Below are 13,883 nucleotides of genomic sequence, written 5' to 3'. Positions count from 1 at the left end.
TCGCCTCTGCCCGGTCCAGTTCGGACAGTTCCATATGCGGCTTGAAGTGGAAGGGCACCTTGACCCGTGCGGTCAACCGACCTTCGGCCTCCATCTCTGACAGCAGGGTCAGGGTGTAGCGGTTGCCATCCATGTTCACCATTGATGTGATGCCATGCGCAGCGCAATGCGCCAGTCCCGCCGCGATCTTCTGCTTGTCCGCCTCGCGCTGCGCGGCATCGGGCCAGGGGTCGGGCTCGCCGCCGGTCGCAATGCCCAGTTGCAGATGCGCCTCTCCGCCCAGCGCCAGCACCGGCCCGAAGGCCTCGAACTCGCGCAGTTCACCGGTGGCGAGACCGTCCTCGCCCATCACGACCTCATGTCCATGCGGCATGGCTGCCCCGTGCAGCAGCCCGGCGGCCTCCAGCGCGGCAGTATTGGCCCAGACGGTGTGGTGATCCGGCGCCATCATCGCCAGCGGACGATCAGCGATCACCGCATCCAGATCCGCCCGCGTCACCGGATGGTCGAGAATCCCGTATTCCGCCCCCTGCGCCATCAGCAGCGGCGCATCAGGATTGGCCGCCGCATAGCCTGCAAACGCCGCCTTCAGGTTCTCAGGCCCATGTAACCCACCCAGTTGCAGCTGCGTCAGTTCCGCCCCGCCCAGAACCAGATGCAGGTGGCTTTCCACAAACCCCGGCAGAACCGTGCGCCCGCCCGCGTCGATGACCCGCGTATCCGGCCCGGCCAGCGCGGCGATCCCCCCGGCCGTACCGACAGCCTGCACCCGCCCGCCCCGGATCGCCACCGCCTCGGCACGCGGACATCCCGCATCCATCGTCAGCACCTTCGCATTGGTCACGATCAGATCGGCCCGAAACATCGCGTCACCTGTCATTTTCTGTCTCCAAGATATCCCGTGGGCATCGCGCTTCGCATGACGGGGTCAGCACTCCTGCCCCGCCAGCCCCTCGGCAATGGCGCAAAGCATCTCGAACATGATCGAGACGCCGAGAAATGCCGTGCCGCCCGACGGGTCGAATGGAGGCGAAACCTCGACGAGATCGGCGCCGACGATCTTTACCCCGCGCAGCCCCATGGCCACCTGCAAGGCCTGCCAGCTGTTCGGTCCCCCCACCTCCGGCGTGCCGGTGCCCGGGGCAAAGGCCGGGTCCACGAAGTCGATGTCATAGCTGACATAGGTATCGCCCGCGCCCGCGCGATCCCGTGCCTCGGCCATCACATCCTCGACACCCCGGACATGGAATTCCTCGATCGGGATGACGCGGATGCCCACCGCCCTGGCAAAGTCGCGGTCCTCGCTGTCATAGGCCGTGCCGCGAATCCCGATCATGGTGACGCGCGCGGGGTCCAGCAGCCCCTCCTCAACCGCGCGGCGGAAGGGTGTGCCATGGGTATACATCGTGCCGCCGAAATAGCTGTGGAACAGGTCGGTGTGGCTGTCGAAATGGATCATGCCCAGAGGCCGGTCCTTTGCGAGGGCCCGCAGGATCGGCAGCGTGCACAGATGGTCGCCCCCGGCGGTCAGCGGCACGATCCCCGCCGCGCGCACCTTTGAATAGAAGCTTTCCATTCGCTTCAGGCTGTCCATCACATCCGCCGGATTTGGCCCGACGTCACCCAGATCGGCGCAGCGCACCATCTCGAAGGGCCGGATGCCGGTCACGCCGTTCTGCGCCCGGATCATGGTGGAATAGTCGCGCAACTGTCGGGGACCGTGGCGCGGACCCGGGCGGTTGGTCGTGCCGCCGTCCCATGGCGCGCCGATCAGCCCCACCTGCACCTCCGACAGTCGCGGGTTGTCGAGGGCCACATGCGGAAGGCGCATGAAGGTCGGCACTCCTGCAAAGCGCGGCAGGTCGAATCCCGAAACCGGGTGAAAGAAGCTGTCCTCCGTCATGACGGCACTCCCTGTTCAATTTGATCATTTTCTGCATCCAACCACCCGCGCAGGTACTTGTCACGCCCGGAAGCGACCTCCCGAACCGACATCTCTCCTTGCGGAAATCCCCGCCTGCGCTGCACAGGGCCTTGACCACCGCGCGCCCCTGCGCCTCTATCGGGCAAAAGCTTCTCAGGACCGCGTCATGACCTTGCCCGCCGAATCGCCCCGTACCACAGCCGCCGCCGGGCGCTCTGTCATCGCGCAGGATGTACGGATCAAGGGTGACATCGGCTCTGAAGGAACGGTCGAGCTGATGGGCCAGATCGAGGGCAAGATCACCGCCCGCACCCTGATCGTCGGTGCCGACGGTTTTGTGAAAGGCACCGTAATGGCCGAAACGGTCGAGGTGCGCGGCAAGGTCGAGGGCAAGATTTCCTGCGTGACACTGACGCTGCGCGCCGCGGCCCAGGTGACAGCCGACAGCAATTACACCACCCTTGCAATCGAAAGTGGCGCCACGGTCGAAGGCCGCTTTACCCGCACGACATGCTGACCAGCTCAGCCGCGCGGCGGAATCGCATAGGTCAGCGAGGCGCGGGCGACCACGCCCCCGGCCCCTTCGCTGCGGATCAGCACATCGCCCACCGCCAGCTGCCGCCCGAGCTTCAACAGCCGCGCCTCGGCCAGCAGGTCGCGCCCTGCCTCGGGTTTGCGCATGAAGTCGATGCTGCAATTGGTCGTGACCGCAAGGGCGACCGGCCCGATCCGGCTGAGGATCGCCAGATAGATCGCCACATCCGCCAGCGCGAACATGGTCGGGCCGGACACCGTGCCGCCCGGGCGCAGATGCCGCTCGGCCGTCAACAGGCGCATGGTCAGCAGGTCGGGCGTCACCGCCGCAATGTCGAAATCCGCTGCCACCTGCGGAAACTCGCGCCCCAGAAACGCCAGTAATTCCGCCCTGTCCATTGCCAGCATCCGCTTTCCTCCCTGCGCATTCACCGCTAGCCTCCGGTGAAACGGGAGGAATGACAAGATGACCGAACTGATCCAGCGCGAAAGCCTCGGCCCGGTGACACGGCTGACGCTGAACATGCCGCAAAGCCTGAACGCGCTGTCCGATGCGATGCTCGCGGCCTTGTCCGATACTTTCGCGACGCTGGCCGAGGATCGCACCACCCGCGTCGTCATCCTGCGCGGGGCGGGCAAGGCGTTCTGTGCCGGGCATGACCTGAAGGAAATGCAGGCCGCCCGACAGGCGCCCGACAAGGGCGCCGCCTATTTCCTCGACCTTTTCACCCGCTGCGGCGCGGTGATGCAGGCCATCCCCGCCCTGCCCCAGCCGGTCATTGCCGAAGTGCATGGCATCGCCACCGCCGCCGGCTGCCAGCTCGTCGCCTCCTGCGACATGGCGGTGGCGGCGGAAGGCACGCGGCTCGGGGTGAACGGGGTGAACATTGGTCTGTTCTGTTCGACCCCGATGGTCGCGCTCAGCCGCAATGTCCCGGCCAAGGTGGCGTTCGAGATGCTGACAACCGGCGAATTCATCGACGCGACCCGCGCCCGCGAAGTCGGCCTCGTGAACCGCGTCGTGCCGCATGCCGATCTGTCGGAGGCCACGCTGGCCCTTGCGCAGACCGTCGCGGCCAAACTGTCTGCCGCCGTGAAGATCGGCAAACGCGCCTTCTATGATCAGATCGGCCTCGATCTGGCCGATGCCTATGCCCATACTGCCGCCGTCATGCAGGAAAATATGCTGTGGCGCGACACGGCCGAAGGCATTCAGGCCTTCATCGAAAAACGCGCGCCTGACTGGGCCGAACGCTGACCATCCAGCGCCAAATTCGCCGCAACGAATTTGCAAATTTCCTGCAAGAAATTTGCGCGACTAGTTCACCCCGGCAGCACCTTGCCGGGGTTGAGCAGCCCTTTCGGGTCCAGCGCCGCCTTGATTGCCCGCATCGCCGCCAGTTCCGCCGGGCCGCGGCTGTAGCCCAGCCAGTCACGCTTCAGCGTGCCGATCCCGTGCTCCGCTGAAATCGAGCCGCCGAAGTCGCGCACCACGCCGTAAGCAATGGCATCAACCTCATGCACCTCGGCATCAGACGCGCCCGGCACATGCACGGCGACATGCACATTGCTGTCGGCGACATGGCCGTAGAAGGACACATGCGCGCCGGGGAAACGCGCCAGCAGCGCCACCCGGCAGGCCCGCGCGAAATCATCCAGCCGCCCGGTCGTCAGGCTGACATCCAGATTGATCAGCCCCGGCATCGCGGCATCCATCTCCAGCCCCTCGCGCACTGCCCAGAAGCGCCGCGCCTCGGCGAAGGATTGCGCGATCAGCGCATCCGTCATCACGCCCTCCTCGAAAGCGGCTTCCAGCAGCGCTTCCAGCGCGGGGCCTTCGTCAGCCTCAAGGATCACTGCGAAGGGCGGCGGATCGGCGAAAACCACATGGGTCAGATGGCTCTGGCTACAAGTGAAATAGTCGCGCCACATCGCCTCGAAGGCCGAAAGGCCGGGTAGTGCCGACCGCGCCATAGCCAGGAGCCGCAGCACAGAGGCGAAATCCGGCAGCGCCGCCATCACCGTGCCCCGCGGCCCCGGCAAGGGGCGCAGCCGGATCACCGCACGGGTGATGACGCCCAGCGTGCCCTCGGACCCGGCGAACAGGTGGCGCAGGTCATAGCCGGTATTGTTCTTCACCACTCTGGTCATCTGGCTCAGCACCGTGCCATCGGCCAGCACCGCCTCAATCCCCAGCAGGTTGTCACGGGTCATCCCGTCGCGTAGCACCCGCAGCCCGCCCGCATTGGTGGCGATATTGCCGCCGATCTGACACGAGCCGCGCGCGCCCAGATCGACCGGCAGCAGGAAGCCCGCCGCCTCGGCCGCCTTCTGCGCGACCTCCAGCACGGTGCCTGCCCGCACCACCATGGCCATGGCTTCGCCGTCGATTTCCTCGACCCCTGCCAGCCGTGACAGCGACAGCGCGACCTGCCCCGTCTGTGGTTGCGCGCCGCCAGCGAGGCCGGTCATGCCGCCCTGCGGCACCACGGCGACGCCGTGCCGGTGGCAGATCGCCAGCGCGGCCGAAACCTCCGCGACGCTTGCAGGTCGCAACAACGCCAGCGGCAGGTCGTGGCCGGTGCGGCTCGCATCCGACCGCGCGGCCTCGGGCACATCGGCGCCGGTCAGGCAACCTTGCGGACCAAGTGCTGCGCGCAGATCTTGCAGCATCACAGGCTCCATTCCGCCCCCCTGAGATCATCCAGCCGCGACATGCCCAGTTGCCCCATCGTCGTGCGCAATTCCGCCATCAGCACCGCCGCCAGATGCGCGGGGCCCCGGGGGCCTGCCGCCGCAGCGGCTTGCAGGAAGGGGCGCCCGATCAGCACCGCATCCGCGCCACGCGCCAGCATCCGAGCAATATCCAGCCCCGAGCGCACACCGCTATCCGCCAGAACCAGCGCGCCCTCGCCCAGACGATCACGGATCGCAGGCAGCACCTCGACCGAGGCGGGCGCGGCATCCAGTTGCCGCCCGCCGTGGTTCGACACCACCACACCATCCGCCCCGCAATCCAGCGCCACCGCTGCGTCTTCGGGCGACAGCACGCCTTTCACGATCAGTCGCCCCGGCCATACCGCCCGGATCCGCGCCAGCCGGGCCGGGCCGATATGGCCCTCAAGCTGCGCCCCGATGAAGGCCGCCTGTTCCGTCACACTGCCTTTCGGCAGCACGGGCAGGATGTTCTGAAACGCCGGAATCCCGCGCCCTGCCTGCCCCATCGCCCAGCGTGGGCAGGCCATGATCTGCAACAGCGTCTGTAAAGTGAAGCGCGGCGGAAAGCTGAGACCGCTTTGAATGTCACGCCGTCGCCGGGTGGCGCCGGGCACATCCACCGTCACCATCAGCACCTCGTATCCCGCCGCCCACGCCCGCGCCATCAGTGCGGCGTCGATCTTCGGATCGGCAAAGGAATATAGCTGAAAGATCCGCCCGGCGCCAGCCAGCAGCGCGATCTGCTCCATCGCGGTGGTGGACACGGTGGACAGCACATGCCCCAGCCCCGCCGCCCCCATCGCCCGCGCGATGGCCAGTTCAGCCCCCGGCCAGATCAGCCCGCCCAGCCCCATCGGCGCCACAGCGAAGGGCGCGGCCCAGCGCACGCCCGCCACCGTTACCGACAGGTCCGGCACCGCGCACTCCACCACATAGCGCGGCATCAGCGCCACGGCATCCAGGGCGCTGCGGTTGCGCGCCAGACCGACCTCGGCCCCGATCCCGCCGACCATGTAGTCACGCACGAAGCGTGGAATGCGGGGTACGCCCGCAGCCTCCATCGCCACGGCATCGGGGAAGCGTCGGTCCAGCGCAGGGTCGATCATGGCACCCGTTTCAACGCCTGTGCCATGCAGTGAATGCCACCGCCGGTCTTGGAGATTTCGGACATATCCACCTCTGCCACCTCGAAGCCACGCGCCTTCAGTTGCCCGATCAGAACCTGCGAGCTTGAGGGCGCGATCACCCTGTCGCCGCCAAGAGACATGAAATTGCACCCAAGCGCCATAGTGTCCTGAAACGGCACGTCGATGATTTCATGCCCCTTGGCCTTCAGCCAGTCGACGATGCCCGGTTCGGTGCAGGCAAGGCAGACGGCGGTCAGCTTCGGCGCGACCGGCACCACCATCAGGTCGATATGCACATAATATTCGTCGATGAAGGCCAGCCGCACCTCCCAGCCCTCGGCCTCGAACCAGCCGGCGACCTGCCGCGCGCCTTCCTCCTGCGTGCGGGCACCGCCGCAGCCGATGAGCACGCAGCCCTCCTCGATCACGTTGAAATCGCCACCCTCGAAGGTGCCCGCCGTCACCATGTCATAGATCGGGATGCCCAGACTTTCGTAATGCCGGATCGCGGCATAGTTCTCGCCCCGGCGCCACCATTGCGACATGGCGGTGATGAAGGCCCCGTAAGGTGTCATCACGCTGGAATCGCGGGTATAGACCTGCATTGCCAGTTCCGGCTCCGGCGGCACGGTATGCACCTTGACGCCAAAATGTTCGTAGGCCGCAACCAGTTCCTTGTGCTGGGCCTGTGCGACCTGAATGTTGCAGGGGTTTTCCCGCAGATGCTTGCGCGACAGGCTGGAGGTCGCCATGTGCCGCAGATAGGCGGGGTTGCCCAGCAGCACATCGGTCAGCCGGTCGGTTTCATTGGCAAATCCCCAGCCGGACAGCGGCGCCGTGCCGCCGCCGGGCTTGCGGCGTTGCAGGGTGAAGGGCTCGGGACGGGTCTGCACGTTCATCGCATCTCTCCTGTTCAGGCGCCGGGCATGGCAGAGGGGATCCACCAGTCCCGCCCGCGCGGGGTTGTCACATATTCGGGCCAGCGAAAGTTCACCGGCGGGTCGTAATCGCAAAGCGGCGCGATCCAGTCGGCGCCGCCGACACCGCCGCCGGTGCGGCGGTTGAATTCATCCCAGGCAGCCTCGCGCGCACCGGCATCTTCCAGCAGGCGCAGCGCCGACAGCGCCAGCACCTCGGCGGCGCGCTGAACCATCGGGTCGATGGTGGCCGGAATGCCGCCCAGCGCGTTCATTACCCAAGCTGGATAGGCATAGCCCGCCGGGGCCCGCAGCGCGGGGCGCGCGATGTAGAACCGCGCGGTGGGCGCGTGCCATGTCATGTCGGTATAGTCGTCCGAGGTGGAGTTCTTCTGCGACGGCGGCAGGTCGTGGCGCAGGATCGCCTCGGCCGCCTCGGGGTCAATCAGGCGTGACATTTCGGGGATGAAGGGATCGTCCATCGGGGTCAGGCCGAGATTGGCCTGAATCTCGCGCGCCACCGCTGCCGCCTTATCATCCCAGACCGGGGCGCCCACCGTCTGCATCGCCTGCCAGACCACACGGGCCATGGCGTGATTGGCCAGACCGGGGCGCGACTTGCAGACCCAGTGCCGTTCCCACCGGCAGCCGGTCATCGCCGCCGCCGCCTCGGCATTGCGGTCGAGCGCTGCGGTCACCGCCTCGGCCATCACCAGCGTCGGCACGCGCATCATGTATTGCACCTCGGCCAGACCGGCGGGCTGGTTGTCGGCAGTGGCCTGCCCGGCGGTCAAAATCGCCTCGGAAATCGACCAGCCGCCCTGATGCGGCAGCATGGAATCGCGCAGCGATTTCGAGGTCAGGAACATCAGGTTCAGCGCATCATTCGCCCCCGGTGCCCGGATCGCGCTATGCGATTGCGGGATCGGCGCCCCGTCGCTGCGGCCCCATGCCTCGGGCGTATCGCAGATGAAGCGATAGACCATGGAATAGGCCGCACCACAGTGAGTTTCCCAGCGCACCGTATTGCACATCGGCAGCATGTAGAACGGATGGAAGGACAGGATCGCCGCCAGCCCGTCATAATAGCCCTTCGCAGCATGGATGGGCTTCGATCCGCGCACCTTTTCTGCCGGTTCGCCGGTAAAGCGGATGCCGCCGGGTATCCCGTGCCGCTCCATCGCGGCCTTCACCGCCAGCGCGCCGCCCAGACCCGCGATGCCGAGGCCCGAATGCGGGTCGGTATGCCCGCCCGCCTGAAACCCCAGCCCCGCGCGGGGTTCGCGCCGCGTGCTGGCCGCCTGACAATTGCCGGGAATACCATCATATTCGGCATACATGCCGATCACCGGCCCGGCACCATTGTGCCATTCGGCGCAGAAGGCTGTGGGCATCCCGGCCGAGCCTTCCTCGACCGTGAAGCCTTCGGCCCGCAGGCGCGCCACATACCATTCGGCAGAGCGGTATTCGCGCCATGCCGTCTCGCCGTGGTCAAAGATTGTCGCGCACCAGTCCGACAGATCGGCCCGGCGCGCGGCCACGGCGGCAAGGGCAGTTCTCTGGGCGGGCGAAAGGTCGGTCGTGGTCACGGCGTGGTTTCCCTGCTGCCTTGAACGCGGGAAACCCGCCCTTTCAGGGCTAGCGCCGGAGGCAGGCGGGAAAAAGTGAAACCTCTTCCCGCCATCGGCAAACGGATTTCACCTTTCGCTGGAAAGTCACGCGAACCGCAGCTAGCCTCGCCGCAGAACCCGGAGAGCATGATGTCCCGCATCCCTTCGACCCAGGCGCTGCGCGCGCTGGAAAGCTTTGCCCGGCACGGCACCGTCTGGCAGGCGGCGGACGAGCTGAACCTGACGCGCAGCGCGGTCAGCCATCAGTTGCGCCTGCTGGAACGCGATCTTGGCTTCCGGCTGATGAACCGTATCGGCACCCGGGTCGAACTGACGCCGCAGGGGCTTGCCTATGCCATCGACGTGCGGCGCGCGCTGGCCGTCATTTCCGGCTCTGCCACCCGCAACGCGGCGCGCGGCGTGACCGGGGCGCTGACCGTCAGTTGCCCGCCCGGCTTTGCCTCCAGCTGGCTTTGCACGCGGATCGGCAGCTTCTCCGACGCCTTTCCCGATGTGGTTGTGTCGTTGGTCACCCCTCGCCGGCTGGATGATGTCAGTAACCCGGACGTGGATGTCTTCATCACCTTTGGCCTTGGAAATCAGCCGGGCATGGAGGTCGAGCTGTTGAAGGAGGTGGAGTTCACCCCCCTGTGCAGCCCGATCCTGCTCAACCGGCGCGAGGGGATGGATACACCGCAGGCGCTCTTGTCCTCGACCCTGCTGCATCTGACCGATTTCGCGGATTGGGAAATGTGGTTTCAGCTGTCCGGCCTGCCGACCGAAGCGGCCCAGACCGGCATCCGCTTTTCCGACATGAACCTTGTCTATGCCGCCGCACTTGGGGCGCAGGGGGTGGCAATGGGTGACGAGTTCATCTGCCAGCAGGCCATGGCGACGGGTCTTCTGATCCGTCCCTTCGATCTGGCGATCCGCTCCCCCCGGTCCTATTTCATGATCGTGCCCCCGGAAAAGGCCGACAATCCCGCCAGCGCGGCGTTTCGGGGATGGCTGCGGGCAGAACTGCCCCAGGATTAGGCGGAAGTCGAACAAAACACCGCGATCGACAAATTTCATTTCACAAGCAGGCGAAAAACTTTCGGTTGTCTTTCAAAGGCAGTGCTTCCACGCTTTGCCTGACGATGAGAGAGCCTCTCCGCCAGCAGGGAAGAATCCGTGAGCCAAGCAGCAGAAATCGGCGCCACCGGAATTGGTAAGATGTTCGGCCAATTCACTGCCCTCGCCGACATCACGCTGACCATCGCGCGGGGCGAGTTCCTGACGCTGCTCGGCCCCTCCGGCTCGGGCAAGACGACCTTCCTCAATGTACTGTCCGGGTTTGAGCCCCCCACCTCGGGGCGGCTGACGCTGGATGGTCGCGACATGACGGCGATGCCACCCGAGGCGCGCGGTTTCGGCATGGTGTTTCAGGGCTATGCCCTGTTCCCGCATATGTCGGTCGAGGACAACATTGCCTTTCCGCTGAAAGTGCAGGGTCGGAACGCAGCCGAGGTCAAACGCCGGGTCGCCGAAATGGTGGAGATGGTCGGGCTGGGCGGACACGGCCACAAGCGCCCCGCCGGTCTGTCGGGAGGGCAACAGCAGCGTGTGGCACTGGCCCGCGCGCTGGCGTATGAACCGCCGGTTCTGCTGCTGGACGAACCGTTCTCGGCGCTCGACAAGAACCTGCGTGGCCAGATGCAGGATGAAATGCGCCGCATCCACCGCGACACCGGCACCACGTTCGTTTTCGTGACCCATGATCAGGAGGAGGCGCTGGCGCTGTCCTCACGGGTGGCTATCTTTGAGCGCGGCCGGCTGCAACAGCTCGCGCCGCCGCGCGAGGTTTACGAACGTCCCGCAAATCGTTTCGTGGCCGAGTTTCTGGGCGATATCAACATCCTGCCGGTCAGCGGCGGCCGGATCGAGGGCCGCGCGGTCGAGACCGCAGCGCCGAATGGCGATCTGGCAATCCGGCCCGAATACATGGCGTTGTCCCTGACCGAACCGGGCCAGGGGAATGCCGTCGCTGCCACGCTGCAAGACCTCACCTATCTGGGCGCCGAAACCCGGCTGTCACTTCAGACACCAGGCGGCGTGCCTCTGGTGCTGCATCAGCCCACCGCCGCCTTGCCTGCGGGCCTCGCCCCCGGTGCCGCCGTCTGGGCCAGTTGGGCGCCGGAACGCGGCTTTCTGCTTTGACGATCCGCCCTGCCACGGGCGGCACCTGTAAGACCGAACAATAACAGGGAGATAGCAATGAACGGTCCTTTTGAACGTGACTGCGTGGATATCCTGCAAACCCGCCTGAAGCGCGGTCAGATCTCGCGCCGCGATTTCACCACTGGCCTTGCGCTGCTTTTGGGCACCTCTGCGCTGGGTCTGCGCGGCACCCCCGCGCTGGCTGAAACCAAGGAACTGGTCTTCGTCAACTGGGGCGGCGACGCCGGAGCCGCCTATGACGAGGCCTATGGCAAGGCTTTCCTCGAAGCCACCGGCATCACGGTAAAGCAGGACGGCTCGGGCCCGACTGAAGGCGCCATCGCGGCACAGGTCGAAAGCGGCAAGCCTTCGTGGGATATCGTCGACGTTGATCCCTTCTCGGCCGAGGCCCTGGGCAAGAAGGACATGATGGAAAAGATCGACTACGCGGTGGTCGACAAGGGCAAGATGCGGCCCGGTTTCGGCTGGGACCATTCGGCCTCCAGCTATTTCTACAGCTATATCATCGCCTATGACGCTGCGAAGTTCAAAGACAACCCGCCGAAATCCATGGCCGATTTCTTTGACACCGAGAAATTCCCCGGCAAGCGCAGCATGTACAAATGGGGCACGGGCATGTGGGAAGCGGCGCTTCTGGCCGATGGCGTGGCGCCGGACCAGTTGTATCCGCTCGACCTCAAGCGCGCGCATGACAAGATCGCCGCCTTCAAGGACAATGTGGTGGCCTTCTGGGGCGGCGGTTCGGAAAGCCAGTCGATTCTTCTGAACGGCGAGGCGTCGATGGCGCTGATCTGGTCAACCCGCGCGAAGCTGATCGAGGAAGACAGCGAAGGCGATGTGGCCTTCATCTGGGATCAGGGGCTGGTCGCGCCCGGCGCCATGGGCGTGGTGAAGGGAAATCCGGGTGGCGCGGCAGCCGCGATGCAGTTCATCGCCTCGGCGCAAGACCCCGAAAAGCAGATCGTCATGTTCCGCATGTTGGGGCAAGGCCCGGCCAATCCGGCGGCGGATGCGATGCTGCCCGCCGAGGACGCGCGGTATAACCCCGTGGATCCGGCGAATTTCGCGGTTCAGATCCCGCTCGACATGGCGTGGTATGAAGAAAACTACGGCCCGGCGCTGGACGAATACCTCAAGATCATCTCTGCCTGAGCCCTTCGCCGCCTCCGGTCCCGCACCGGGGGCGGCCCTGAACCGGAGCCGCCCAACCCGGAGCCGCCATGACATCGCGCCACATCCTGCTGCTTGGCCCGCTGCTGCTGTTGCTCGGCGCAGCCTATCTCGTGCCGTTCCTCGGTGTCATGCAGTGGAGCGTGACCCTGCCGGAACCCGGCCTTGGCCAGTATGGCACCGCACTGACCGACCCTTTGGTGCTGGGGGTGATCTGGCGCACGTTGCGCATCTGCGCGCTGGTGACGGTGCTGTCGGTCGCGGCGGCCTATGTGATGACCCTGGTCTGGGTGCGCGGCGGGCCGGTGGCGCGGCTGGTGGTGGAACTGTGCATCCTCATCCCCTTCTGGATTTCGGTCCTCACGCGGGCCTTTGGCTGGCTGGCGCTTCTGTCGAACAAGGGGCTGGTCAATGGCTGGCTGCAAACGCTGGGCATCATTTCCGAGCCTTTGACACTGGTGCGCAACGAATTTGGCGTCGTTCTGGGGATGGTGCATTTCCTAGTCCCCTTCGCGGTCTTCCCGCTCGCCTCGTCCATGCGCGCCGTGGATGAGCGTGTGCTGATGGCGGCGCGCGGCATGGGGGCCAGCCGTGCGCGCATCTTCTGGCAGGTCTTCGTGCCGATGACGAAAAGCGGCATCCTTGGCGCCGTGCTGCTGGTCTTCGTCTTCGCGCTGGGTTTCTTCGTCACCCCGGCCATCCTTGGCGGCGGGCGCAGCGTGATGGTGGCGGAACTGATCTACCTGCGCATTTTCCAAAGCCCGGACTGGGGCCTTGGCGCTGCGATCAGCGTAATCCTGATGATCGCCGTCGGCGCCCTGCTGGCCCTGATGCTGCGCCAGACTAAAGGAGCGGCCCGATGATCCAGCTGCGCCCCGGCCCGATCCCGCTGATCCTCGCGGCACTGATCGCGGTGTTCCTTCTGATGCCGCTGATTGCTGTGATCCCGGTCAGCTTCACCCCGAACCGCTATCTGTCCGTCCCCGATGCCGAATGGTCGTTGCGCCATTACCGCAGCCTGCTCGACAAGCCGGTCTGGGCCGAGGGCATCTGGCTGTCCATCCGCATCGGCCTTGTCGCCTCGGTGGTGGCAACGGCGCTGGCCACGGCTTTTGCGTTGGGGATCTGGATGTTGCAGCCGCGTTTTGCGGGGCTTCTGATGGGGCTGGCGCTGCTGCCGATGGTGGCGCCGCCGGTCGTTTCGGCGCTGACGCTTTATTTCTTCCTCATCACGCTCTCAAAGGTGAACGGCGTCATCGCCTATGACACCTGGGCGGGGGTGGCACTGGCTCATGCGGTGATGATCGCGCCCTTCGCGGTGGTATTGATCTCGGTCGCGCTGTCACAGCTTGACCGCCGCATCGACCTTGCAGCCCGGTCGATGGGTGCGGGCGTGATGACGCGGGTGTTCGGGGTAATCCTGCCCAATATCCGCTTCACCCTGCTGACCGCGCTTTTCCTGACCTTCGTCCTGTCGTGGGAGGAGATCGGCGTGACGCTGTTCATCACCTCGGTCAATGCGGTGACGCTGCCGCGACTGATGTGGATGGGGCTGCGCGACAACATCGACCCGGCCATCGCCGCAATCTCGGTGGTGCTGATCGCCATCGTCGTGGCGGTGATCCTGGGCAAGACCCTCTGGCAATTGCGGAAAGCGAAGTAA

At 65.8% G+C, this 13,883-nt stretch carries 14 protein-coding genes (1 of these 14 only partly in view); 7 read left to right on the top strand and 7 right to left on the bottom strand.

Going from position 1 to position 13,883, the window contains the following annotated elements:
* Together AO684_RS11085 and AO684_RS11080 are read right to left on the bottom strand one after the other, a co-directional pair.
* Nucleotides 1–880, bottom strand: partial view of an amidohydrolase gene (locus tag AO684_RS11085; protein WP_054302809.1) — the 5' portion only. The gene continues 806 nt to the left of window position 1, outside the view; 880 of the gene's 1,686 nt are visible here — the first part of the coding sequence; it begins with the start codon at nucleotides 878–880; its stop codon lies beyond the left edge, outside the window.
* Between the two features lie 48 nt (nucleotides 881–928).
* A complete protein-coding gene (locus tag AO684_RS11080) occupies nucleotides 929–1,903 on the bottom strand; it encodes an agmatinase (protein ID WP_054302808.1) in 975 nt (324 codons plus the stop codon).
* Nucleotides 1,904–2,090: 187 nt separating this feature from the next.
* On the opposite strand from AO684_RS11080, the gene AO684_RS11075 reads away from it, so the two are divergent.
* Nucleotides 2,091–2,441: a polymer-forming cytoskeletal protein gene (locus AO684_RS11075; protein ID WP_054302807.1), complete on the top strand. Its 351-nt coding sequence runs from the start codon at nucleotides 2,091–2,093 to the stop codon at nucleotides 2,439–2,441.
* A gap of 5 nt (nucleotides 2,442–2,446) precedes the next feature.
* On the opposite strand, the gene AO684_RS11070 is transcribed toward AO684_RS11075, so the two are convergent.
* On the bottom strand, nucleotides 2,447–2,866 hold the full coding sequence (locus AO684_RS11070; RefSeq protein ID WP_054302806.1) for a PaaI family thioesterase: 420 nt from the start codon (nucleotides 2,864–2,866) through the stop codon (nucleotides 2,447–2,449).
* 58 nt (nucleotides 2,867–2,924) lie between these two features.
* Between AO684_RS11070 and AO684_RS11065 the strand changes: the two genes are divergently transcribed.
* A complete protein-coding gene (locus AO684_RS11065) occupies nucleotides 2,925–3,716 on the top strand; it encodes an enoyl-CoA hydratase (protein ID WP_054302805.1) in 792 nt (263 codons plus the stop codon).
* A 65-nt stretch (nucleotides 3,717–3,781) separates the two neighbouring features.
* On the opposite strand, the gene AO684_RS11060 is transcribed toward AO684_RS11065, so the two are convergent.
* The 4 genes from AO684_RS11060 to AO684_RS11045 are packed head-to-tail and all read right to left on the bottom strand — an operon-like array spanning nucleotide 3,782 to nucleotide 8,809.
* Nucleotides 3,782–5,131, bottom strand: coding sequence for an FAD-binding oxidoreductase (locus tag AO684_RS11060; RefSeq protein WP_054302818.1), 1,350 nt, complete (start codon nucleotides 5,129–5,131; stop codon nucleotides 3,782–3,784).
* Nucleotides 5,131–6,282: an alpha-hydroxy acid oxidase gene (locus tag AO684_RS11055; protein ID WP_054302804.1), complete on the bottom strand. Its 1,152-nt coding sequence runs from the start codon at nucleotides 6,280–6,282 to the stop codon at nucleotides 5,131–5,133. Before AO684_RS11055 ends, AO684_RS11060 begins: the two co-directional genes overlap by 1 nt.
* Nucleotides 6,279–7,202 (bottom strand): dimethylarginine dimethylaminohydrolase family protein, encoded by a 924-nt coding sequence (locus AO684_RS11050; RefSeq protein WP_054302803.1) that lies wholly within the window; start codon nucleotides 7,200–7,202, stop codon nucleotides 6,279–6,281. Before AO684_RS11050 ends, AO684_RS11055 begins: the two co-directional genes overlap by 4 nt.
* A gap of 14 nt (nucleotides 7,203–7,216) precedes the next feature.
* A complete protein-coding gene (locus tag AO684_RS11045) occupies nucleotides 7,217–8,809 on the bottom strand; it encodes a hypothetical protein (RefSeq protein ID WP_054302802.1) in 1,593 nt (530 codons plus the stop codon).
* A 171-nt stretch (nucleotides 8,810–8,980) separates the two neighbouring features.
* Between AO684_RS11045 and AO684_RS11040 the strand changes: the two genes are divergently transcribed.
* The 5 genes from AO684_RS11040 to AO684_RS11020 all read left to right on the top strand — a co-directional run bounded on the left by AO684_RS11040 (nucleotide 8,981) and on the right by AO684_RS11020 (nucleotide 13,883).
* On the top strand, nucleotides 8,981–9,865 hold the full coding sequence (locus tag AO684_RS11040) for a LysR substrate-binding domain-containing protein (RefSeq protein ID WP_054302817.1): 885 nt from the start codon (nucleotides 8,981–8,983) through the stop codon (nucleotides 9,863–9,865).
* A gap of 138 nt (nucleotides 9,866–10,003) precedes the next feature.
* Nucleotides 10,004–11,029 carry an ABC transporter ATP-binding protein gene (locus AO684_RS11035; RefSeq protein WP_235451271.1) on the top strand — a complete coding sequence of 342 codons (1,026 nt, stop codon included), beginning with the start codon at nucleotides 10,004–10,006 and terminating at the stop codon, nucleotides 11,027–11,029.
* Nucleotides 11,030–11,086: 57 nt separating this feature from the next.
* On the top strand, nucleotides 11,087–12,202 hold the full coding sequence (locus AO684_RS11030) for an ABC transporter substrate-binding protein (RefSeq protein ID WP_054302800.1): 1,116 nt from the start codon (nucleotides 11,087–11,089) through the stop codon (nucleotides 12,200–12,202).
* Between the two features lie 68 nt (nucleotides 12,203–12,270).
* The gene (locus AO684_RS11025) at nucleotides 12,271–13,083 is read left to right on the top strand and encodes an ABC transporter permease (protein WP_054302799.1); all 813 of its coding nucleotides are present in this window, start codon (nucleotides 12,271–12,273) and stop codon (nucleotides 13,081–13,083) included.
* Complete coding sequence (locus AO684_RS11020; protein WP_054302798.1) at nucleotides 13,080–13,883, top strand: ABC transporter permease; 804 nt, start codon at nucleotides 13,080–13,082, stop codon at nucleotides 13,881–13,883. Before AO684_RS11025 ends, AO684_RS11020 begins: the two co-directional genes overlap by 4 nt.

Source organism: Gemmobacter sp. LW-1 (assembly GCF_001303875.1).
Classification (GTDB): domain Bacteria; phylum Pseudomonadota; class Alphaproteobacteria; order Rhodobacterales; family Rhodobacteraceae; genus Gemmobacter; species Gemmobacter caeni.
Note: the sequence above shows the minus strand (reverse complement) of the source record. Positions and strands in the feature narration are given on the sequence as shown.

What these genes read in the sequence shown, in the direction of transcription:
- AO684_RS11065 (WP_054302805.1), top strand. Translation starts at nt 2,925, where the DNA reads ATGACCGAACTGATCCAGCGCGAAAGCCTCGGCCCGGTGACACGGCTG.
- AO684_RS11080 (WP_054302808.1), bottom strand. Translation starts at nt 1,903, where the DNA reads ATGACGGAGGACAGCTTCTTTCACCCGGTTTCGGGATTCGACCTGCCG.
- AO684_RS11030 (WP_054302800.1), top strand. Translation starts at nt 11,087, where the DNA reads ATGAACGGTCCTTTTGAACGTGACTGCGTGGATATCCTGCAAACCCGC.
- AO684_RS11055 (WP_054302804.1), bottom strand. Translation starts at nt 6,282, where the DNA reads ATGATCGACCCTGCGCTGGACCGACGCTTCCCCGATGCCGTGGCGATG.
- AO684_RS11025 (WP_054302799.1), top strand. Translation starts at nt 12,271, where the DNA reads ATGACATCGCGCCACATCCTGCTGCTTGGCCCGCTGCTGCTGTTGCTC.
- AO684_RS11060 (WP_054302818.1), bottom strand. Translation starts at nt 5,131, where the DNA reads ATGCTGCAAGATCTGCGCGCAGCACTTGGTCCGCAAGGTTGCCTGACC.
- AO684_RS11070 (WP_054302806.1), bottom strand. Translation starts at nt 2,866, where the DNA reads ATGCTGGCAATGGACAGGGCGGAATTACTGGCGTTTCTGGGGCGCGAG.
- AO684_RS11040 (WP_054302817.1), top strand. Translation starts at nt 8,981, where the DNA reads ATGTCCCGCATCCCTTCGACCCAGGCGCTGCGCGCGCTGGAAAGCTTT.
- AO684_RS11020 (WP_054302798.1), top strand. Translation starts at nt 13,080, where the DNA reads ATGATCCAGCTGCGCCCCGGCCCGATCCCGCTGATCCTCGCGGCACTG.
- AO684_RS11050 (WP_054302803.1), bottom strand. Translation starts at nt 7,202, where the DNA reads ATGAACGTGCAGACCCGTCCCGAGCCCTTCACCCTGCAACGCCGCAAG.
- AO684_RS11075 (WP_054302807.1), top strand. Translation starts at nt 2,091, where the DNA reads ATGACCTTGCCCGCCGAATCGCCCCGTACCACAGCCGCCGCCGGGCGC.